Genomic DNA, 19,548 nt, shown 5'->3' with positions numbered 1-19,548 from the left:
TCCTTCGCAGGATACTCGAATTGGGCGGTCCAGGGGGCAGATGTACCTTGCCGGGCAGGCATGCTGGAGATCAAGAGAGGATGAACACGAGGTCATTCCCCCCGTTGCCTCCTCTGCTGGTTCTGGGGACCTCTCGGACCAGTCCCCATTTGAGCGTCCATAAAGAGAAGACGGGAGAAATCTGCGTGACTTTTGCCTCCAGAAGTTTTATACTCGGTCTAAACAGTGCCGGGTAATCGTGCCGCAGGGGCATGGGTCCTGCACCGCCGTGTTCTACACACGAAGGAGTCCACATGCCGACCTACAAAGCACCGCTGCGCGACATCAAGTTTCTGATCAACGAACTGCTCGACGCTCCCGCCGAACTGGCGAAGATGCCGTACTACGCCGAGAACGAGACCGCCGACGGTGCCCTGATGGAACAGGTGCTGGACGAGGCCGCCCGCTTCGTGGAAGGCGAACTGGTCCCGCTGAATGCGGTGGGCGATCAGCAGGGCTGCGTGCGCCACGACGACGGCGAGGTAACCACCCCGGACGGCTTCAAGGCCGCCTACGACAAGTACCGCAAGGCGGGCTGGACCGCGCTGGACGCCGATCCCAACTACGGCGGACAGGGCATGCCGCATCTGGTGAGCAACGTGCTGGTGGAACTGCTGAACAGCGCCAACGTGGCCTGGAGCATGTACCCCGGCCTGAGCCACGGCGCGTACTCGGCATTGCACGCGGTGGGCAGCGACGAGCTGAAAGACCTGTACCTGCCCAAGATCGTCTCGGGCGAGTGGACCGGGACCATGTGCCTGACCGAGCCGCACGCCGGGACGGACCTGGGGATCATCCGCACCAAGGCGAAGGACAACGGCGACGGCACCTACGCGGTCAGCGGCACCAAGATCTTCATCAGCGCGGGCGAGCATGACATGGCCGACAACATCGTGCATCTGGTGCTGGCCCGCCTGGAGGGCAGCCCCGAGGGCACCAAGGGCATCAGCCTGTTCCTAGTTCCCAAGTACCTGCCCACGCCCGAGGGCAAAGTGGGCGAGCGCAACGGCGTGGTCTGCGGCAGCCTGGAACACAAGATGGGCATCAACGGCAACGCCACCGCCCTGCTGAACTTTGACGGCGCAACCGGCTTCCTGGTGGGCGAGATCAACAAGGGCATGAACCACATGTTCATCATGATGAACGCGGCCCGTCTGGGCACCGGTTTACAGGGCCTCGGCCTGGGCGAAGTGGCCTACCAGAACGCGCTGGCCTACGCCAAGGACCGCCTCCAGATGCGCCACAACCCGCGCATGAGTCCTTCCGAAAATGCCGATCCGATCATCGTCCACCCCGACGTGCGCCGCATGCTGCTGACTGGCAAGGCGTACACCGAGGCAGGCCGCGCGATGGCGATGTGGCTGGCCCTGAGCATCGACACCGAACACCACCACCCCGACGAGGCCGCGCGCCAGGAAGCGGGCGATCTGGTGGCCCTCCTGACCCCGATTGCCAAGGCGTTCATGACCGACAACGGCTTCAACATCGCCGTGCAGAGCCAGCAGATTTTCGGCGGCCACGGCTACATCCGCGAGTGGGGCATGGAGCAGTTCGTGCGCGACGCCCGCATCGGCCAGATCTATGAAGGCACCAACGGCATCCAGGCGCTGGACCTGCTGGGCCGCAAGGTGCTGATGGACGGCGGCAAGAAGCTCCAGAAACTGGCCGGAATGCTCCAGGAATTCGTGGACGAGAACGAATCTGACGAGCATATTGGCGAGTACGTCACGGCGCTGGGTAAGGCCTCGCAGCAACTGGGCAGCATCACGATGGTGGTGGGCCAGAAAGCCATGAGCGGAGAGGGTGGTGCCGACGAGGTCAACGCCGCCGCCGTGGATTACCTGCGCTTCTTCGGCCACGTCGTGTACGGCTACCTGTGGGCGCGCATGGCGAAGGTGGCCCAGGCCAAGATTGACGCCGGGCAGGACAAGGACGGCTTCTACCTGGGCAAGGTCCAGACCGCGCGTTTCTACTTCACCAAGTTGTTCCCCGAGATCAAGGCGCTGGCCGCCACCATCAAGGCGGGCAACGAGCCGCTGGCCGTGGACAACCGCATGTTCGGCCTGGAGCGCGAACTCGTCACCGCGTAAGCACCCAGAGTGTTGAGAGAGCGCTCACTCCTGCGGGGGTGGGCGCTGTTTTCTGCGTAGGGGCAAGGAATGACGCCCATTATCTCTTTCTCGCCCGGCTTGAATTGCCAGCCCATGTTCAACCGGATTTTTGGTGATTGGCAAAAGTGGCATTGAACCAGCCGAGGCTGTCCTAGACGACGGGCAGCACGCGACGGTGATCAACCTCTTGCCCACCCTGCCCGCGCCTCAGCAGGACGCCCCGACGTTGCTGAATTAACGGCCTACTCCACTGGACCTGCGCCGGACACGCAAAAACCCACTCCTGGCGGAGTGGGTTTTTGCGTACTGGACGTGGTGCACTCGACTGGAGTCGAACCAGTGACCTGCCCCTTAGGAGGGGGCCGCTCTATCCAACTGAGCTACGGGTGCCTGCGGGGATCTGTTTCTCAAAGGCAGTGTACAGAACGGCAGAACTGGCCTTCAATGCTGGGCAGATCCAGACCGCAGGGAGTATAGCAAAGGCAGGGGAATAGGCGGGCAACCGCGTGAGACAAAAATGTAAGCCCGCTCTGTCTACACTCACTTGAGGTTTTCTGAGATGACCAATGCGGTGTACACCATGACTGTTCGTGCCCTGGCGGGCGTCGTATCGGCGCGAGCAGCCGAGACCATGCTTCAGGCCCTGCTGCGCGAGCAACGCCTGAAACCCGAGACTGTGACGGCCCAGGACCTTCAGCGCCTGCTGTCCGGGCCGCTGCTGGCGCGGCTGTCGATGGTCTTGCCCGAGGCGCGTGCCCGCCAGGAGCTGCTTACGCTGGCCAGGCAACTGGCAGCGGAATACCCCAAAGCTCCCACGCTGATGACCCAGATGGCCCCCTTTGCCGCCTGGGACGACGACTCGGATGTCAATGGCCTGTCGCTGGAACACCTGAACCTGGGGGCCGACGACTTCGAGTTCGACGATCCCGAATACGTGCCCGTGGGGCTGGGCCGCACCTATGACCTGAGCAACGCGGACGGGCAGGAGGAACTGCTGCGCGAGCTGGCCCGGTTCTCTGGCGTGCAGGGCGTGATGGTCTGCCGGGCCAGCGGCGAGGTGCTGCAAAGCCGCGCCATCGCCGGAGCCAGCGGCCTGGGCGGGGTGGTGGCAGCCACGGCGCTGCTGCTGGGGGGCCGCACGCTGCGGCTGATGTCGGCGGACCTGGGGGGGCGCACGGTCTGTATGCGCCCGCTGGGCGAGTACTGCGTGGCCGTGGTGGTGGGCGCGCAGGCCAACGTGGGCCGCATGCTGGTGGAATTGCAGGGCCTTCAGGTGGCCGCATGACTTCCCGCAGCACAGGCTGGTTGCTGACGGCGGCGCTGCTGGGCGCGGGTTCGGCGGGCGCGCAGGACCTGGGAGCCTACCGGGCGCTGGCCGCCGATCTGGACGGGGCCGTGACAGCGCGCGCGACTTCAGCGGCTCAGGCACTGACCCGGCTGGACGCGGCGGACGCCGATCTGAAAAAGCTGGCCCCCAGCCTGCAAAACCGTCAACTGGTCAGCGCCCTGCAAGGCTCGCTGGAACGCGCGCGCGGCTCGCTGGCGCGCAGTCCGGCGGAACTGGAAGCCCAGGTCCTGCTGGCACGCGGCTTCATGCGCAAGGCGCTGTATGACCAGACCCTGACCCTGCTGGCCAGCGCCCCGGCCAACGGTACGGCGCAACTGCGGCTGCTGGCCGGCGAATTCGGCCTGAGCGGCGCGGCAGCGCAGGCGCTGCTGGACGACGGCGCGGCGGGCAAGTTGCCCCGCGTGGCCTGGCGGCTGCAACGCGAGGCGGCGGGCAAGATCGGCGCGGCCCTGAACACGGCCCAGCCCACCCAGTCCCCCGCCACGTACCTGAACCTGTCGCGTGGGATGGCGTGGTTCACGGCGGTGCAGGACGCCCCTGGCGCGGGTGACCTGAAGGTCTCGCAGTTCGGTGACGCGCTGCGGCAATTGACCGTGGGCGACGTGGGCGCGCTGGGCACATCGCTGACAGCACTGCGCCAGGGCAACGCCGGATTCGTGAAGTCTCTGGCCTCCGCACCGAGCGGCGCGGCGGTCACCCCTTCCACCACGCCCACCGTCCCGGTGACGGTCACGCCCGCCAGGACCCCGAATACCGCAGCAGCAAATCCCAGCGCAGCGACGCCCTCTAATGCGTCCAGGCCCACGGCCAGCACTAATGCGCGCCCGGCCAGAACGGACGCAGGCGAGGTCTACGCCGCGCTGGGCCGGGCACTGACCGCCGCTGGGCACGGCGATCCCGCGCTGGCCCGCGAGCAACTGGGACTGGCCGGAACCGCGCTGGCCGCCGCACCGATTTCCCTGCGCGGCGCACAGGGCTACGACGCGCTGGTGTTCGATCTGGGCGCGGCGCAGGCCCGCACGGCGCTGCGCCCGGACGACGTACAGGCCCTGATCGCTACCCTGTCGGGGCTGGAACGCCGCGCCGCCGGTCAACCCGTCAGCACGCTGGATAACGTTTCAGCCGGGGCGGCGCGCGGCTTCGGGGGCTGGCTGCGGGTGCTGGTCTTCGCGCTGCTGGCGGCCCTGGCCTTCGTGCCGCTGTACCTGCTGAATCTGGCTTTCGGCGGGCGCAACACCTACTGGCGGGCCATCGCCTCGGGGCTGGCGCTGCTGCTGCTGCCGGTGTTTCTGGAAGGCTTGTTCGGATTGCTGGGGGCCATCGGTGACCTGACCGGCGTGGGCGCGCTGCGGGCCGCCAGCAATTTCACCCTGACCCAGAACGCCTACGGGCTACCGCTGTGGGCGCTGTCGGCGGCCCTCGCCATCGGCCTGACCACCTTCGGGTTCCGGGGGCTGTGCCAGCAATTCGGTCTGCTGGGCCGCCGCAGCGCGCCGCAGCAGGAAAGCGCCGCCGCCCAGAGCCTGGACTGGGACGAGGACCTGTGATGGAATGGAGGCTATGTCTGATACGGATTCCGTCTAACGTGGCCTCTCTCGCCCGTCCGGGCCTCCGGGGCAGTGATGTTTAGCCTGTCGCCCAGGATTCGGGCGCGCTCCAGACGTGATCCGGCGACGTGCCCATGTCAGCCATGAACGCCAGCCTGCACCAGTTGCCGGTCAAGATGCTGGGTGACTTGATCTCGCCGCGTGCGCTGGAACGCATTCTCCAGGACGCCGCCGCCGAGCGCGGCACCACGCCGGAGCGCATGGACGTCCGCACGCTGGAAAGTATCCTCAAGCGCGAGGTATTCAAGCGGCTGCAACTCAGCGTGCCCGCGACGCTGGCCAAGCGCCGGGTCTCGGAGGTGCTGGAGGAACTGTCGCAGGTCACCCAGGAACGCCTGCCCGCCAACGACGCCGCGCTGGACGAACTGGAGGAACAGGCCCGGCGTTTCGCGCTGTACTTCGACTGGCCCGAGACCCAGCGCCTGCGCGGCCTGCTGGGGGTGGCCCGCCAGGAACAGGAGGGCGGCCAGGACACGGCGGCCCTGGTGCAGGAGGGCCAGGACCTGATCGCGCAAATGGACCGCCGCCTTCAGGAGGGGCTGGTGGTGCAGGCCCAGGATCTGGCCGAGCTGCGCGCCGTCTTCACGCGGGTGCAGGGGCTGGGAGGCCGCGAGGTGCGCCGTCTGGACACCCTGATCGGTCAGATCGACGAGGCCCAGACCCAGAGTACGCTGCTGCCCGGCGAGGTGGACCGCGCCCGCACCCTGACCTACAACCTGCGTAAACAACTGGAATCCTCTGTGGTGGAGGGCCTGGGCAGCGGTGCCCGCAGCGCCGAGGGGGCGCAGGCGCAGGCCCGCGTCCTGGAACTGGAACGCGAACACGCCCGACAGGCGCTGGACACTGCCGAGCGCGAGTTCGCGCCGCTGCTGCTGGTGCGCCCGGACCTGCGTGAGCAACTTGTAGCGCTGCGTGGGGGCGGCGAGCAGCAACCGCTGACGGCCCAGGTGGTAGAGGGCTGGTGCGAGACCCTGCGCGCCGTGTTGGCCGAGGTCCTGAGCGAACAGCGCGCCGCGCTGGCCGCGCTGGAAAGCGATCTGTCCGGCCACCCGGCGGGCGCGGGTGTACGCGTGTCGCTGGACGCTGCACGCCACCTGCTGGACGGCGGCACCCTGGCCAGCGACGAATTGCGCGCCCTGAGTACGGCGCGCGGCGCGTTGCAGGCCAGCCCCGACGGCGCGGCCCTCAGCGGCGAGGCGGGCCTGCACGCGGGCCGCGAACTGCTGGAGATCGAGCGCACCGCCCGCGATCTGCCCGGCGCGGCAGCCGCCGAGCTGGCCCCGCTGCTCTCGGAGGCCCAGGCGGCCCTCTCGAACGGTCAGGCGCTGGATCTGGACCCGCTGTGGGCGGTGCTGGAACGCCACATGGGCGTGGCGGCCCAGGAGCGCGAGGGTTTCGACGCCCGCGCCGACGGGATCGTGGCCGAATACGACGCCGTGCGCGGACTGGCCGGGGAAACCACCCAGCGCCTGGGCCGTCTGGCCGATACCCTCCGTGCCCAGCGCCGCCTGGGGCCAATGAGCGCCGCCGCCCGCGCCCGCTACGCCCAGACCCTGACCGACGCCGAGACGCTGCTGGCCGAGGCCCAGGCCGAGTACCGCGCCGCCCAGGAAGTCACGGCCACTTTCGGCGACGACGCCCTGAGCGGCCTGCTGGGCGTTTTTGAGCTGGACGCCGCAGAACTACCCGCCGAGGTCTGGACCTTTCAGGGCTGCATGCTGCTCAGTGGTCCCTACGACAAAAGCACCGTCCCCCTGACCAACCTGATGACCGTGGCCGAGGACATGGGCGTCACCGAAGTGACCATGCACAGCGCCAGACACCGCTGGGAAGCCCAGCAGGACGCCGAGGGTCTGTGGCGGGTGACCCGCACGCAGCGTTAATCCTGACCAGGTACGCCACTGACCCGACACGCCGCCGATCTCCGGCGCTAGCATCGGCGGCGATGCCTGCATTTCCGCCTGACACCGATCCTCTGAAGACTGGCCCATCTGAACCCGGCTCTTTTGAAACGGGCCAGTCTCGCCTGCTGCGCGGCCCCGGAGAACAGCGGCGGTTCGGCGCGGCCCTGGCCCCGGCCCTGCCGCACGCCACCGTCCTGTTTCTAGAAGGCGAACTGGGCGCAGGCAAGACCACGCTGACCTCTGGCCTGATTGAGGCACTAGGGTTTGACGGTCCGGTCACCAGCCCCACCTACGCCCTGATCCACGCCTACCCCACCCCAGTTGGCCGCGCCCTGCATGTGGACGCCTACCGCGTGCGCGGGGTGCAGGAACTGTACGAACTGGACCTCGAAGACCTGATCGCGGGCAGCCGCCTGAGCGTGGTGGAGTGGGGCGAACGGCTGTACGCCGACTACCCGGACGCACCCATCCTGCGGCTGGAGCATCTGGAGGGTGAGGAAGACCTGCGGCGGGTGACGCGAATCCGTTAGCCGATCACCGCCGGGGGCCACTCGTCCAGATTGCCGCCCTCGTAAGCGCAGACGCCCATGCGCGGCGAATTGACCACTGGGAGCAGTGCCTCCTCGTCCTGATCCTCGCCGTGCTGGGCGCAGTACAGGACCGCCCGCCCGGTTTCCTCGTCATATTCCCAGGAATTCACCCACACGGCAGGTTTGCCGCACTCCGAGCAGGTCAGCGCGGGTGGAATGTTGCGGGCCAGCAGGCGCACCTTCTCTCCGGCTTTGCCCGCCACCGTTTCGCGGGCCTGCACCTGCACGTTCAGGTCAGTGCTGCTGCCGAAATCGTAGGTGTAGCCGAATTTGTCGCCCTTGTCCAGCCCCAATTTTTCCAGCGTGGGCTGCCTGCTCTTTTTCGGTGGCCCGCTGAAAGGATCAAAGTCAGCGTAATCGTCTTCCGGCCCAATCGTGAAGGCGCTCATGTGGCCGCAGCACTCCAGCCAGATCCCACGCAGAAAGCCGTCCAGATCGTCCAGATTGGCGGTGACGGGCATCTCCACGTCCAGCCAGTAGTCCGGGCGGCGGCTGTCCGTGACGCGCAGGCGGTAGACCTCATGTTCGCCCTTGACGGTCGCGGCGCGGTTCTCGCACTTTGCCAGATGCCGGGTCATGCTGGCCTTGTTGCCCACGAAGCCGCACAGGCGGCACATACCCTCGTGCTGAGCGCGTTTCTGCGGTGCGGCTGCCGCTTTTATCACCTTTTCTTTTGCCGCCTTCTTTTGCACCGGACTGCTGAGTGATTCGGCAGACAGCGGGATGTTCGCGGGCGCGGCGCTGGTTCCGCCCTCAGCCCGAACCTCCAGCTCCACATCGGAAACTTCCAGATCGGGCAGCCATTCGGCGCGCACCATCTGGCCCCCGCCGTCCAGCGTCCCGGCGTCGGGCAGGTGGCGCATGATCAGCAGCGGAGAGCCGGAGCGCGAGTGCCAGAAGGTGGCGGGCACAGGTCCAAACTCCTGTTCCTCTATCCCCTCGGCGTCTGGAAATTCCAGGCGGAAGGGCAGCAGCGCCCGCCCGTATTTCTTCTCCACGCCGCTCCACACGTCGCGCAGGGTCATGGAAGCAGGGGCGGTCAGGGTCAGATGTTCGGGCGCGGAGTGGTTCCAATCCGACTCGCCAGCGAGGGTGACGCGCACGGCCCCGCGCCGTTCCTGCTCACCGAAATCATCGGCAGGCGGCGAGGGATAGCGCACGCTCACGCCGTCCACCTCGGCAGTCAAAGAGGTCACCTGACGGCCCGGTCTGGCACGCGCCCGGTCTGCCAGGGTTTGCAGCAGCGCCGTAACCACGGGCAGGGGCGTCACGGGCAGCACGGTCTGGACGCCGATTCTGGCCTCTGGCGCAGTGTCGAGGGTCATGCGCTGCAACACCGGCCAGACTGCGTCCTCACTCTCTTCCAGCGGCTTCAGGCCCAGACGCCGGAACGTTGCCAGATCCTGCGGGTCCAATTCCGCCGCCTCGGCCAGCGCCACGCGCTCGATGCCGCCCAGCACGCTCAGGGCCGACATGGGACCGGCCCCCTGCGCCAGCACCGCCCACTCGCCCGCGCGGGCGAACAGGGCCAGCCCGTATTCCTCGTCCGCGTCGCCCATGAGCGTGGCGCAGCACTGCCGCATTTCGCCATGTTCATCTGTCCAGCCCGCCCGCACCAGTTTGAAGGGATCAAAGACCTCCCAGGGTTCGGCGTGCCAGAAGTCGGTCATGGCCGCGTGGAAGGCGCGCACGGCGTCGTCCGAATGGCCAGCCAGTACAGGCTTGGCACGCATGGCCTCGATCTGCTCGGTCAGGGTGGCCTGGAACGTCTGTGCCAGCGCGGCCAGCATCTGCGCCGTTTCGGGCGAATCGTCGTGGGTGACCTTCACCTTCAGGGCCGACAACTCCGCTGCCAGACTCTGCGCCACATAGGCGTCGGAGGCCAGCAGGCGCGCGGGTTGCCGGGCGGGCGCTGGCTGCAACGTCATGGTCAGGCCGCCCTCGTCGGGCGTGGCTGGCATGGGGTCCAGCATGGTTTCCAGCACCAGTTCGGTCAGCTCGGCGGTGTCCAGGTCTTCCATCACGTCCTGATACAGCAGCGCGCCACTGCCGAAGTCCAGCAGCACCACCACGGTGGACACGGCTTCCTCGACCCCCGGCGCAAACAACGGATGGGTCAGCAAAAGCCACACGCCGTTCTTCTCCAGCGGCAGCTTTCTGGCCTGCTTGATCAGGCTGGGCGGCGGGTTGGGGGCGACCACCGCACTTCGCAGCAGGGCCAGCAGTTCCGAAGGGTCTCTTTGCCGGGGCATGCTTTATGGTGGCACATCCCGCCGCCCAGAGTGTTTTCAGCGCACGCTTTACATGATCTGTGTCTGCGTTCCCGCCTCCCAGGCCGTGATGGTCAGGTCCGTGATGCCCATGCCGTGTACGGCGGCGATGGCCTCGCCCACGGCAGGCAGCGCCAGATGGGTTTGCATGTCCTCCATGCTGGCCCACTGCTCGGTGATGACGAAATGGCCCGGCGTTTCCAGATTCTCCGAGACCAGATAAAGCTGACAGCCCGTTTCCTGACGGGTGGCCTGCGCGATCTGGCGCAGCATCTGGCGGGTGGCGTCGGCGTGGGCTTCGGGGGCGGTCAGTGTTCCGTGGGACAGGATCATTTGAATCTCCTTTTAGGTGAGTGAGGTTTACTTCCAGCCACTCAGACGGGCAAATAGGGCCATATCAATGTCGCTGACGAACCATTTTTTAGGACGTTCTGGGAAGGGGTTGGGTGTTCCTCGTTCGGTTAAGGTGTTGGCGATCAATCGGCAATCCTGGGCGAATTTTTGATAGCCCTGTGGCGTCTGCTCATAGCCTAATTTGACTGTGTTCACGTCAAGAACTGGACAAAATTCAGGGTACAGAAAGCGGAGATGCTTAGAACCGAACGAAATTCCCAGGCCCGGTATATCTACTACCTCCTTTATTGCGAGATCAATGCGCTGATTACTCTCATTCATAAAATTATGAGCAGCTAAGAATCTTGGAGGAATCCTTTCCTCTGGCTTTCACTTCTCGTTAAGAACTTTCGCATATATTAGAGCGAACCCGCCCCAACGACAAACATCGCGGATGAATGGCTTTAAAAATTCCCACTCGAAATCTTTCTCCAGAACTTCCGCCCCAAGTGATTCGCAAGCCTGAGTGCTTTTGGTGTTCGCGGTGGGTTTGACCTTTGCAAGATGCGCCTTAACCAAGTCTGGAAACTCACTGAGATTTAAGCGGAATTCAAAACCCGCTGACTGTTTGAAGGCAACTGAATCGCCATCAATGACCAACTGCATTTTCTCGCTCACACCACCACCCCCACTTCCCGCACCGGTTCCAGCTTCGGCTCCAGCGTGGGGGCGCTGCCCAGGCGGTTGATGCCGTCAAACGCGGCGGTCTTATAGCACTCGGCCAGGGTGGGGTAATTGAAAACCGTGTTCACGAAGTAATCCACCGTGCCGCCAAAGGCCATCACCGCCTGCCCGATGTGAATCAGCTCGCTTGCGCCCGTGCCGATGATATGCACGCCCAGCAGTTCGCGCGTATCCATGTTGAAGATCAGCTTCAGCGTGCCTTGCTCGTCCCCGATGATCTGCCCGCGCGCGATCTCGCGGTACTGCGCCTTGCCGATCTCGTAGGGCACGCCAGCCTGCGTCAACTCTTCCTCGTTCTTGCCCACCGTGCTGATCTCGGGAATGGTGTAGATGCCGTAGGGAAACAGTTCGGGGACGCTCTGGGTGGGAACACCGTAGGCGTGGCAGGCAGCCAGTCGGCCCTGCTCCATGCTCACGCTGGCGAGGGACGGAAAGCCGATCACGTCGCCCACCGCGTAGATGTGCGGCACGGCGGTCTGGTAATGGGCGTTCACGTCGATGCGCCCGCGTGAATCGGCGCTCAGGCCCGCCGCCTCCAGATTCAGCCGCGCGGTGGCCCCGATGCGCCCGATGGAATACAGCACCAGATCGGAGGTGACTTCCTTGCCGCTCGCCAGGACGATCCGCACCTGCTCGCACCGTGCGCCCTGCACCTTTTCAACCTTGTGAACCGCCTCGCCCAGCCGCAGGGTCATGCGGTTCTGGCGAAGCTGGTAAGCAAGAATGTCAGTGATCTCGTGGTCGATGAAGTCCAGCAGGCGCGGGCGCTTGTCGATCAGCGTGACGCGCACGCCCAGCGCGGCGAACATGCTGGCGTACTCGCAGCCGATCACGCCGCCGCCGATCACCGCCACCGTGCGCGGCAGCTCTGTTAAATCCAGAATGTCGTCGCTGATCAGGATGCGTTTGCCGTCAAAGGGAATGCCCGGATCGCGCGCCGCCTTGGTCCCCACCGCAATCACGATCTGGCGGGCGGTCACGTCGCGCCAGGAGTCGCCCGTATTCTTGCCGCGCACGTCGCGCAGCCGCAGCGTGTGCGGGCCGATAAAACTGGCCTCGGCAGAGATGACCTCCACGCGGTTGCGGTGCAGTTGGGCGCGCACCACGTCCAGCTCGTGGCCGATCACGCTGGTGGTGCGGCGCAGCAAATCCTCGACGCCGATATCGTCCTTGACGCTGTAGCTCGCGCCGTACAGCCCGCGCTCGTTGTAGCCGCTGAGATGCATGATCGCCTCGCGGAAGGTCTTCGAGGGGATGGTTCCGGTGTTCGTGCAGACGCCACCCACCACCGCCTTGCGCTCCACCACGGCCACTTTCTTGCCCAGCTTGGCCGCCTGAATCGCCGCACGCTGCCCGCCGGGGCCGGAGCCGATTACCAGCAGGTCATAGGTAAAGTCGGCAGGGGCAGCGGCGACATCGGGCGGAAGGACTGCTTCATGCGTCATGAACACCTCGCGGGACCGGGCTGGATTTTTGAATCACGGGCAGGCTATCACCAGGGGACGGTGGGGATTTGTATGGAGGTTGCGGGGTGGGTGCTTGCGGTTAACCCCTCAGTCGGCTTCGCCGCCAGCTCCCCCAAAGGTTGCCCCACATAGTCGGAATTGCAGGGCTGCCAAACAGAGGGGCTAAAACGTGGAAGCCCCATTCATCCAAAACGAAACAGAGCCGAAGCATCCTCCACTCCGGCCCCCTTCCTTATCCCCAGTTCAGCCCGGCTGCGCAGCTTCCTCGGCGATTTTTTCCTGCTCTTCCACAACTTCGGGATCGATCCTCTCGCCCAGTGCGGCGGCGATCACGGTGGCCTGCTCGCGGGCGTGGACGCTGGCGTATCCGGCGGCGGTGCTGGCGCTGCGGGGGCGGCTGGAGTGGCTCAGTACCTGACCGGGAGCCAGAACGCTTTCCAGATCTTCCCAGATCATCAGCCATGCGCCCTGGTTTTCCGGTTCCTCCTGCGCCCACACCACCTGCGCGCCGGGATGACGGGCCAGTTCGGTCCGCAAGGCCTCGGCGGGAAAGGGGTAGAGCTGTTCCAGGCGAATCAGGGCGGTTCCGGCGTAGGCGTCCTGATCGGCGTCTCTGGCCTCCACCAGTTCCCAGTGCAGCTTGCCGCTGCTGATGACCACGCGGTGTGCGCCGGTCACGTCGTAATCCCCGATCACCTCGGAAAAACGGCCATCGGTGAAGTCGCTCAGCGGGTTCATGGCCTGCTTGTTTCGCAGCAGGCTCTTGGGGGTCATGATGATCAGCGGCTTGCGGTACGGGCGCAGCACCTGACGGCGCAGCAGGTGGAACATCTGGGCGGCGCTGCTGGGCACCACCACCTGCATGTTTTTCTGGGCACACAGTTGCAGGTAGCGCTCCAGACGGGCGCTGGAGTGTTCCGGCCCCGCGCCCTCATAGCCGTGGGGCAGCAGCAGGGTCAGGCCGCTCAGGCGCAGCCACTTGCTCTCGCCCGCACTCAGGAACTGGTCGATGACCGCCTGCGCGCCGTTGGCGAAGTCGCCGAACTGGCCTTCCCACGCCACCAGCCCCTTGGGTTCAGAGGTGGAATAGCCGTACTCGAAGGCCATCACCGCCTCTTCCGACAGGGTGCTGTCGATGACCTCGACCTGCCCCTGATCCGGCGAGAGGTGCGCCAGCGCCATGTATTCCTCGTTCAGGGGATCATCGGCGTTCTGGTTGTGCAGCACGGCATGGCGGTGAACGAAGGTGCCGCGCCCGCTGTCCTGGCCCACCAGCCGCACGCCGTAACCTTCGTCCAGCAGGGTGGCGTAGGCCAGATTCTCGCCCATGCCCCAGTCGAGGGGCTGCTCACCGCGCGCCATCGCCGCCCGCGCCTTCAGCACACGCTCGACGCCCCGGTGCGGCACGAAGTTTTCCGGCACGCTGGCCAGTTTCAGGCCCAGCTCCTCCAGCTTCTCGCGGGGAACGGCGGTGGAGACCTCGTCGCGCCAGTGGGTGCCAGTGTAGGCCGACCAGTCCACGGCCAGTTCACTCTGAGCCAGGTTTTCCATCTCAGTCACCACCGGCTCCCCGGCGTCGAGCTTGTCGCGGAACCCGTCAATCAGCGCGTCGCCCTCGCCCGCTTCCAGCACGCTTTCCTGTTCCAGCTTTGCGGCGTAGATGGAGCGGGTGCCGGGGTGCTTGTCGATCTCGCGGTACATGATCGGCTGGGTCATGCGCGGCTCGTCGCCCTCATTGTGACCGTTGCGCCGGAAGGAAATCAGGTCGATGAACACGTCCTTGCCGAATTCCTGGCGGTAGGCCAGCGCCAGATCACCGCAGAAGACCACCGCCTCTGGATCGTCGCCGCTGACGTGCAACACGGGGGCGTTGGCCACCTTGGCGATATCCGTGCAGTAGCGGCTGCTGCGGGTGTCGCGCGGATCGCTGATGGTAAAGCCCACCTGATTGTTGATGACAATTCGGACCGCGCCACCAGTGGCAAAGCCGCGCAGGCGCGACAGGTTCAGCGTTTCCATGACCACGCCCTGCCCGCTGACCGCCGCGTCGCCGTGGATGGTGATGGGCAGAACGGTCTTGCGCTCGGTGTCGCCGCGCCGGTCCTGGCGGGCGCGCACGCTGCCGTGGACCACGGGCGAGACGATTTCCAGGTGCGAGGGGTTGAAGGCCAGTGCCAGATGCATCGGGCCGCCAGGGGTACGCACGTCGCTGGAATAGCCCATGTGGTACTTGACGTCCCCAGCCACGTCGGGGTTGTCGCTGAGCTTCTTCTTGCCGTCGAATTCGTCGAACAGCGCGCTGGGCGGCTTGCCGAAGATGTTGACCAGCATGTTCAGGCGGCCACGGTGGGCCATCCCGATCACCACTTCCTTGACGCCGTATACCCCGGCCTGCTGGATCAGGCGGTCCATCAGCGGAATGAAGCTCTCTGAGCCTTCCAGACCAAAGCGTTTGACGCCGGGATACTTGTTTTTGAGGTACAGCTCCAGCCCTTCGGCGGCGTTCAGTTTGAGCATGGTGCGGCGGCGCTCCTCGCGGGTAAACGAGTAGCGGCCCTGCCCCTTTTCTTTCTCGATGCGCTCCTGGAACCACCGGCGCTCGTTGGCGGGCAGGTAGTTGAACTCGAAGCCAATCGAGCCGCAGTAGGTGTCCTGAAGCTGGGCGATCACGTCCCGTAAAGACCCGTTGAACGGCCCCTCGCTGACCGTCTCAGACAGATCTGCCTCGGACAGGCCGTAGAACTCGGGGGTCAGTTCGGGGACCACCGGCTGGCCGCGCATCTTGAGGGGATTGTTGCGGGCGCTGATGTGGCCGTACACGCGGTAGGCCGTGACCATCGCGCTGCCCGCCTGATGCGCGCCGCCGCCGCTGGGGGCCGGGGCTGCGCCTCCCCGGCGGCTCTGGCCCAGCTCATAAAATGCCTGCTGGACGGGCGAGTGCAGGGCCTCCTGGGTCCCGCCGCGCAACTCGTCAAAGTAGGCCCGCCACTCGGCGTCCACGCTTCCAGGGTCGGTCAGGTAGGTCTCGTACAGCCCCTCGATAAAGGCCGCGTTCCCGCCGGACATGATGGTCTGCCGCTGCGTCATAACGCCTTCCAGCATACCCCGCTGCCGCCGCTGAAAGGTGCCCTCTGAAGCCCCCGTGAAGTGGGGGGGCGGGGGGTCCCTGACGGGGTGACAGGCCAGCCCGTAAGATACGGGTATGAAAATCGTTTCCCGCATCGTCGTGGCGCTGGGCCTTGTCGTCTTCGTCGTTTCGCTGCTGCTGCTGGGCAAGGACGTGATCGACATCAACCAGCTTCACGCCGTGGCCAACGCCAACCGCTCTACCAGCTTTCCCAGCCCACTGAACAACGTGCTGATCACCTACGCGCTGGCAGTGATCGGGGGCCTGTTGCTGGGGCTGGGCATTACGCTGCCCCGTCGGCGGGCGCAGGGCTAAGGAAACCAGGCTCCAGAAGGTCTGTTCAGTTCGCTCACCCGCCCGCGTCCGGGATGACCAGCGCCTGAACGCGCCCCACCTCGCCCGTGGTCAGCCGGACCTTGATGCCATGCGGGTGTGCGGCAGAGGAAGTCAGCAGTTGCGCCACCACGCCGCGAGTCAGATCTCCGCTGCGCTGGTGGTGCTTCTGAACGATGTCCACATCCAGGCCGGCACGAATCTGGGACCGGGCTGGAATCACGCCTGCCCGCCCAACCGTCCGATCAGCGCGCGGGCCACGGTGGGCAGCGGCCCGGAAATATCGGCGCGCATCAGCGGGTTCTGGGCCTGACCGGGGCGTTCCACGAAAGCTGTGTGTAGGCCCGCCGCCTTTGCCCCCGCAATGTCCCAGCCGTGCGCCGCCAGCAGCCAGCTTTCGTGGGCATGTGCGCCTGTGCGCGACAGGCCGTATTCGTAGGCCGCCCGCCCCGGCTTGAGCATCCGGCCAGGGTCCACCGACACCGCTCCGTCTACCAGATCGGCAAAGCCCGCGTTTTCCAGTTGGGCGTCCAGCACGGCCTGTGGGTTGTTGGTCAGGCAGACCAGCCGCGCCCCGCCCGCACGCAGAATTTCCAGGCCCTCACGGGTGTCGGGGTGAGCGGGCAACATCCGCATGCCGGTCGCCAGCTCGGAGTGAAGCTGCTGAGGCACATCCTGACCGCGCGCCTCGCCCAGTGCGGTCAGGGCCGCCCCGCCCAGTGCCGTGAAATCACGGTATTCGCCCAGCACGGTCTGGGTCAGGGCCAGTTGCAGCAGCAGGCCAAACCACTGCGGTCTGGCCCCCGGATCACCGAAGGCCGTGAAGAACAGCCCGTCCAGTGCCGAGAGGTCCAGCAGCGTCTCGTTCATGTCCAGAAAGACGGTGGGGGTCATGGAAGGTAGGGTAACAGGCCAGACGTTCCCCCCACGTTGTTGTCAATGGTTCCGCTTGTTTCGTGCAGGAATCGGGACAGCTCACAGAATGTTCCCAACACCTGCCAATCGGAGGCCGTGGCTTCCTGGCGACTTCAACCCTCTGGGGCGAGGTAACGCCTGGGGCTGGTGGAAACAGCCGTGGACGCAACCTGCACAGCAAACCCAGCGGCGGCCTCTGTCCCCTCTGCGCGGCTGAGGGCATCCAGGTACGCGGCGTTCCAGATGTCACCGGCCCCGACGGTATCGCTGACCTGAATGGCCGGGGCTGCATGCGTGCTGACCTGTCCGCCGTGATGAAGCAAAACGCCCTCGGCCCCCCGCTTGATCACCAGGGTGCCGTCCGGGTGGAGGTGGGAAGCGAGGCATTCCACGGCGCACCGCAGATCGGTCTCGCCTGTCAGGGCCAGCGCTTCGAGGTCGTTGATCAGCAGATGATGCGTTCGGGGCAGCCAGCACAGCACTTCCCGCCGCAGTCCAGGGGTGTAGCCGCCATCGGGCCAGCCCATGTCGAGGGCCACCTGTGTCCCGCTGCGCCCGAACCAGGTCAATATTTCGGGGTACTCGCGGCGCAGGGCTGGCGTGAGAAAGCCCCCGGCCAGCAGGGCAAAGCGGCTGGCGGGAACGTGGGGCCGCAGGTCCGCCCACGCCAGGGCCGCCAGATGCCCCAACTGGGTGATAAAGGTCCGTTCGCCGTCTGAATGGGTCACGGCGACGGTCACGGAGGTTGGTCCATCACAGGGAAGCCAGGTGACCTGCCCGGTAGGGAGCTGTTGCTGAAGCCACTTTCCGGCCAGATCATCCCCAGCCGTGCTGATCACAGCGTGGTCTGTGCCCAGCGCCGCACAGGCGGCGGCGGCGTTGCCCGCATTCCCGCCGACGCGCCACTGCAACTCCTCGACCAGAACTTCAGTGCCGCGCCCAGGCCAGCCGTCCAGGGGACCGAGAATCAGGTCCACGTTGATGTTGCCCAGGATGACCAGATCGCGCGGCGTCACGCAGGCCGCTCCGACGGTGCCGCAGGACGGAACTCGACGTTCAGGCCCGCAAAGAGATCGTGCATCGGATACTCGGGCACCGAGGAGCGAATCCCGCCCAGGCTGAAGGTCTCGCTCTCCATCAGCGGGGCGAACTGCTCGTCGCTGAGGGTGCCCAGGGTGCTGAGCGGACCCGTCTGGGTGCGGTGGGAGAACAGGGCCGCCCGCTTCTGTGCCGCGTAGGCGCGGATGTCAATCCGGGCGGCGATGGTGCAGTCGCAGACCGCGTAAGTCTCCGGCTCCAGCCCCTCCAGCACGCCGAGAGAACGTCCACTCTGGAGGCGCAGCATTTCCTCACGGCTCTGGACCGTGTAAAAGAGCCGCTGAACGCGCACCTGCCGGAACCCGCTGCTGGCATAGGCAGCGGTGGCGACGCGGTGGGCGATCAGATGGTCAGGATGGCCGTACATGCCATGTGGGTCGAAGGTCAGCATAATTTGAGGGTGGGTGGCCTCGATCACTTCCAGAATCTGGCGTTCCATCGCCGTCAGGTCGGCATTGATGGTGGCCAGGGGATCATCGCGGCGAAGCCGGTCACCCCGCCCGCTGTCATGGTAGCCGAGAAAAATGGGTGGGTGGATGCCCAGGGCAAGACAGGCATCTTTGAGTTCCTGCTCCCGCTGGGTGGGCAGGTCCACGTTGCCCAGGGTGGGGTCCGTGTTGCGGCCCGCCTCACCGCGCGTCAGGCAGATCAGGTGAACCTGCGCGCCGCGTGCGGCGTACAGCGCCAGCGCTCCGCCGCAGCGCAGGGCCTCGTCGTCGGGATGGGCAAAGACGGCCAGCAGAGACGCCGCAGCGCTCATCCCTTCATCCCGGTCAGAACGATGCCCTCGATGATCTGTTTCTGGAAGATGGCGAACACGATCAGCACCGGGATCACCGCCAGACTGCTGGCCGCCATGATCAGCCCCCACTGCGTTCCCGCCTCCCCGTTAAACAGCGCGGTGCCCACCGGCAGCGTGCGGAACTCCGGTCTCTGGATCACGATCAGCGGCCACAGGAACGCGTTCCAGTTCCCCAGAAAGGTGAAGATCGCCAGACTGGCCAGCGCCGGGCGAACCAGCGGCAAAGCGATCCGCCAGAAAATGCCGAATTCGCTCATGCCGTCGATGCGTGCCGCTTCCAGCAGGTCATCGGGCAGCGTCTCGAAGAACTGCCGCATCAGAAAGACCCCGAACGCGCTCATCAGACCGGGGAACATGATCGCAAAGTAGGCCCCCGGCACACTCTGGGTCAGGTGAATGTCGCTGACACCCACGAACCACGGAATGACCAGCATCTCGGTGGGGATCATCAGCGTGGAGAGGATCAGGATGAAGATGAGGTTCTTGCCGGGAAAGTCGAACTTGGCCAGGGTGTAGCCCACCATCGAGTCGAAGAACAGCACGGTGGCGGTGGTCACACCGGCCACCAGCAGGCTGTTGCCGAACCACTGGATGAACTTGGTTTCCAGCAGGACCTGACGGTAGTTGTCCAGGGTGGGCGATTCGGGCAGGAAGCTCAGGTTGAACAGTTCCTGAAAGCTCTTGAGGCTGGTCAGGAGCATCCACATGAAGGGAAACAGCGTGACCACGATGCCCACCGTCAGCACGAGGTAGGCCAGCAGCATCGGCGTGTTGAGGCGGCGGCGCGGGCGAGGATCGCCCGCAGTTTCACGCGCGTCGGGTTTGTTTAGTGTCGTGGTCATACAAACTCCGATTGGAAGG

General features: G+C 65.7%; 18 protein-coding genes and 1 tRNA gene. 7 read left to right on the top strand and 12 right to left on the bottom strand.

The features are described 5' to 3' along the window. Nucleotides 1–293: 293 nt before the first annotated feature. Together BOO71_RS04585 and BOO71_RS29030 are read left to right on the top strand one after the other, a co-directional pair. Nucleotides 294–2,129 (top strand): acyl-CoA dehydrogenase C-terminal domain-containing protein, encoded by a 1,836-nt coding sequence (locus tag BOO71_RS04585; RefSeq protein ID WP_075830794.1) that lies wholly within the window; start codon nt 294–296, stop codon nt 2,127–2,129. Between the two features lie 133 nt (nt 2,130–2,262). Beyond that, a complete protein-coding gene (locus tag BOO71_RS29030; RefSeq protein WP_303046713.1) occupies nt 2,263–2,388 on the top strand; it encodes a hypothetical protein in 126 nt (41 codons plus the stop codon). Nucleotides 2,389–2,463: 75 nt separating this feature from the next. On the opposite strand, the gene BOO71_RS04580 is transcribed toward BOO71_RS29030, so the two are convergent. After that, nucleotides 2,464–2,540 (bottom strand) — tRNA-Arg (locus BOO71_RS04580). 169 nt (nt 2,541–2,709) lie between these two features. On the opposite strand from BOO71_RS04580, the gene BOO71_RS04575 reads away from it, so the two are divergent. The 4 genes from BOO71_RS04575 to tsaE all read left to right on the top strand — a co-directional run bounded on the left by BOO71_RS04575 (nt 2,710) and on the right by tsaE (nt 7,539). Further along, nucleotides 2,710–3,435 carry a dynein regulation protein LC7 gene (locus BOO71_RS04575; protein WP_075830793.1) on the top strand — a complete coding sequence of 242 codons (726 nt, stop codon included), beginning with the start codon at nt 2,710–2,712 and terminating at the stop codon, nt 3,433–3,435. Then, complete coding sequence (locus BOO71_RS04570) at nt 3,432–5,045, top strand: hypothetical protein (RefSeq protein ID WP_075830792.1); 1,614 nt, start codon at nt 3,432–3,434, stop codon at nt 5,043–5,045. The genes BOO71_RS04575 and BOO71_RS04570 overlap by 4 nt, the downstream gene beginning before the upstream one ends. A 134-nt stretch (nt 5,046–5,179) precedes the next feature. Then, nucleotides 5,180–6,988 carry a hypothetical protein gene (locus BOO71_RS04565; protein ID WP_139322748.1) on the top strand — a complete coding sequence of 603 codons (1,809 nt, stop codon included), beginning with the start codon at nt 5,180–5,182 and terminating at the stop codon, nt 6,986–6,988. 62 nt (nt 6,989–7,050) lie between these two features. Then, entirely contained in the window at nt 7,051–7,539 is a 489-nt protein-coding gene (gene tsaE / locus BOO71_RS04560) for a tRNA (adenosine(37)-N6)-threonylcarbamoyltransferase complex ATPase subunit type 1 TsaE (RefSeq protein WP_083652987.1), read from the top strand. On the opposite strand, the gene BOO71_RS04555 is transcribed toward tsaE, so the two are convergent. From BOO71_RS04555 to BOO71_RS04535, 6 genes are all read right to left on the bottom strand, one after another. Then, entirely contained in the window at nt 7,536–9,851 is a 2,316-nt protein-coding gene (locus BOO71_RS04555) for an IS1096 element passenger TnpR family protein (RefSeq protein WP_075830791.1), read from the bottom strand. The genes tsaE and BOO71_RS04555 overlap by 4 nt on opposite strands. A 48-nt stretch (nt 9,852–9,899) precedes the next feature. After that, complete coding sequence (locus BOO71_RS04550) at nt 9,900–10,202, bottom strand: putative quinol monooxygenase (RefSeq protein WP_075830790.1); 303 nt, start codon at nt 10,200–10,202, stop codon at nt 9,900–9,902. 27 nt (nt 10,203–10,229) lie between these two features. Next, nucleotides 10,230–10,544, bottom strand: a complete 315-nt coding sequence (locus tag BOO71_RS27615) for a hypothetical protein (protein WP_175607362.1) — start codon at nt 10,542–10,544, stop codon at nt 10,230–10,232. A gap of 48 nt (nt 10,545–10,592) precedes the next feature. Then, on the bottom strand, nt 10,593–10,880 hold the full coding sequence (locus BOO71_RS04545) for a hypothetical protein (protein ID WP_075830789.1): 288 nt from the start codon (nt 10,878–10,880) through the stop codon (nt 10,593–10,595). Beyond that, nucleotides 10,877–12,391 (bottom strand): Si-specific NAD(P)(+) transhydrogenase, encoded by a 1,515-nt coding sequence (gene sthA / locus BOO71_RS04540; RefSeq protein ID WP_075830788.1) that lies wholly within the window; start codon nt 12,389–12,391, stop codon nt 10,877–10,879. Before sthA ends, BOO71_RS04545 begins: the two co-directional genes overlap by 4 nt. Nucleotides 12,392–12,655: 264 nt before the next feature. Further along, on the bottom strand, nt 12,656–15,499 hold the full coding sequence (locus BOO71_RS04535) for a 2-oxoglutarate dehydrogenase E1 component (protein WP_075830787.1): 2,844 nt from the start codon (nt 15,497–15,499) through the stop codon (nt 12,656–12,658). A 115-nt stretch (nt 15,500–15,614) separates the two neighbouring features. Here BOO71_RS04535 and BOO71_RS04530 point away from each other — a divergent pair, with 115 nt between their 5' ends. Further along, nucleotides 15,615–15,854: a hypothetical protein gene (locus BOO71_RS04530; RefSeq protein ID WP_075830786.1), complete on the top strand. Its 240-nt coding sequence runs from the start codon at nt 15,615–15,617 to the stop codon at nt 15,852–15,854. Nucleotides 15,855–15,888: 34 nt separating this feature from the next. On the opposite strand, the gene BOO71_RS04525 is transcribed toward BOO71_RS04530, so the two are convergent. The 5 genes from BOO71_RS04525 to BOO71_RS04505 all read right to left on the bottom strand — a co-directional run bounded on the left by BOO71_RS04525 (nt 15,889) and on the right by BOO71_RS04505 (nt 19,529). Then, nucleotides 15,889–16,095, bottom strand: a complete 207-nt coding sequence (locus BOO71_RS04525) for a YwbE family protein (RefSeq protein WP_075830785.1) — start codon at nt 16,093–16,095, stop codon at nt 15,889–15,891. Continuing rightward, the gene (locus BOO71_RS04520) at nt 16,092–16,766 is read right to left on the bottom strand and encodes an HAD family hydrolase (protein ID WP_075830784.1); all 675 of its coding nucleotides are present in this window, start codon (nt 16,764–16,766) and stop codon (nt 16,092–16,094) included. Before BOO71_RS04520 ends, BOO71_RS04525 begins: the two co-directional genes overlap by 4 nt. Before the next feature lie 134 nt (nt 16,767–16,900). Continuing rightward, a complete protein-coding gene (locus tag BOO71_RS04515) occupies nt 16,901–17,803 on the bottom strand; it encodes a carbohydrate kinase family protein (RefSeq protein WP_075830783.1) in 903 nt (300 codons plus the stop codon). After that, nucleotides 17,800–18,645, bottom strand: coding sequence for a PIG-L deacetylase family protein (locus BOO71_RS04510; protein WP_075830782.1), 846 nt, complete (start codon nt 18,643–18,645; stop codon nt 17,800–17,802). Before BOO71_RS04510 ends, BOO71_RS04515 begins: the two co-directional genes overlap by 4 nt. After that, entirely contained in the window at nt 18,642–19,529 is an 888-nt protein-coding gene (locus BOO71_RS04505) for a carbohydrate ABC transporter permease (protein ID WP_083652985.1), read from the bottom strand. The genes BOO71_RS04510 and BOO71_RS04505 overlap by 4 nt, the downstream gene beginning before the upstream one ends. Nucleotides 19,530–19,548: the final 19 nt, after the last annotated feature.

The organism is Deinococcus marmoris (assembly GCF_001949125.1).
Taxonomy (GTDB): Bacteria; Deinococcota; Deinococci; order Deinococcales; family Deinococcaceae; genus Deinococcus; species Deinococcus marmoris_A.
Note: the sequence above shows the minus strand (reverse complement) of the source record. Positions and strands in the feature narration are given on the sequence as shown.

What these genes read in the sequence shown, in the direction of transcription:
- BOO71_RS04585 (WP_075830794.1), top strand. Translation starts at nt 294, where the DNA reads ATGCCGACCTACAAAGCACCGCTGCGCGACATCAAGTTTCTGATCAAC.
- BOO71_RS04575 (WP_075830793.1), top strand. Translation starts at nt 2,710, where the DNA reads ATGACCAATGCGGTGTACACCATGACTGTTCGTGCCCTGGCGGGCGTC.
- BOO71_RS04570 (WP_075830792.1), top strand. Translation starts at nt 3,432, where the DNA reads ATGACTTCCCGCAGCACAGGCTGGTTGCTGACGGCGGCGCTGCTGGGC.
- BOO71_RS04565 (WP_139322748.1), top strand. Translation starts at nt 5,180, where the DNA reads ATGTCAGCCATGAACGCCAGCCTGCACCAGTTGCCGGTCAAGATGCTG.
- tsaE (WP_083652987.1), top strand. Translation starts at nt 7,051, where the DNA reads ATGCCTGCATTTCCGCCTGACACCGATCCTCTGAAGACTGGCCCATCT.
- BOO71_RS04555 (WP_075830791.1), bottom strand. Translation starts at nt 9,851, where the DNA reads ATGCCCCGGCAAAGAGACCCTTCGGAACTGCTGGCCCTGCTGCGAAGT.
- BOO71_RS04550 (WP_075830790.1), bottom strand. Translation starts at nt 10,202, where the DNA reads ATGATCCTGTCCCACGGAACACTGACCGCCCCCGAAGCCCACGCCGAC.
- BOO71_RS27615 (WP_175607362.1), bottom strand. Translation starts at nt 10,544, where the DNA reads ATGAATGAGAGTAATCAGCGCATTGATCTCGCAATAAAGGAGGTAGTA.
- sthA (WP_075830788.1), bottom strand. Translation starts at nt 12,391, where the DNA reads ATGACGCATGAAGCAGTCCTTCCGCCCGATGTCGCCGCTGCCCCTGCC.
- BOO71_RS04535 (WP_075830787.1), bottom strand. Translation starts at nt 15,499, where the DNA reads ATGACGCAGCGGCAGACCATCATGTCCGGCGGGAACGCGGCCTTTATC.
- BOO71_RS04530 (WP_075830786.1), top strand. Translation starts at nt 15,615, where the DNA reads ATGAAAATCGTTTCCCGCATCGTCGTGGCGCTGGGCCTTGTCGTCTTC.
- BOO71_RS04520 (WP_075830784.1), bottom strand. Translation starts at nt 16,766, where the DNA reads ATGACCCCCACCGTCTTTCTGGACATGAACGAGACGCTGCTGGACCTC.
- BOO71_RS04510 (WP_075830782.1), bottom strand. Translation starts at nt 18,645, where the DNA reads ATGAGCGCTGCGGCGTCTCTGCTGGCCGTCTTTGCCCATCCCGACGAC.
- BOO71_RS04505 (WP_083652985.1), bottom strand. Translation starts at nt 19,529, where the DNA reads ATGACCACGACACTAAACAAACCCGACGCGCGTGAAACTGCGGGCGAT.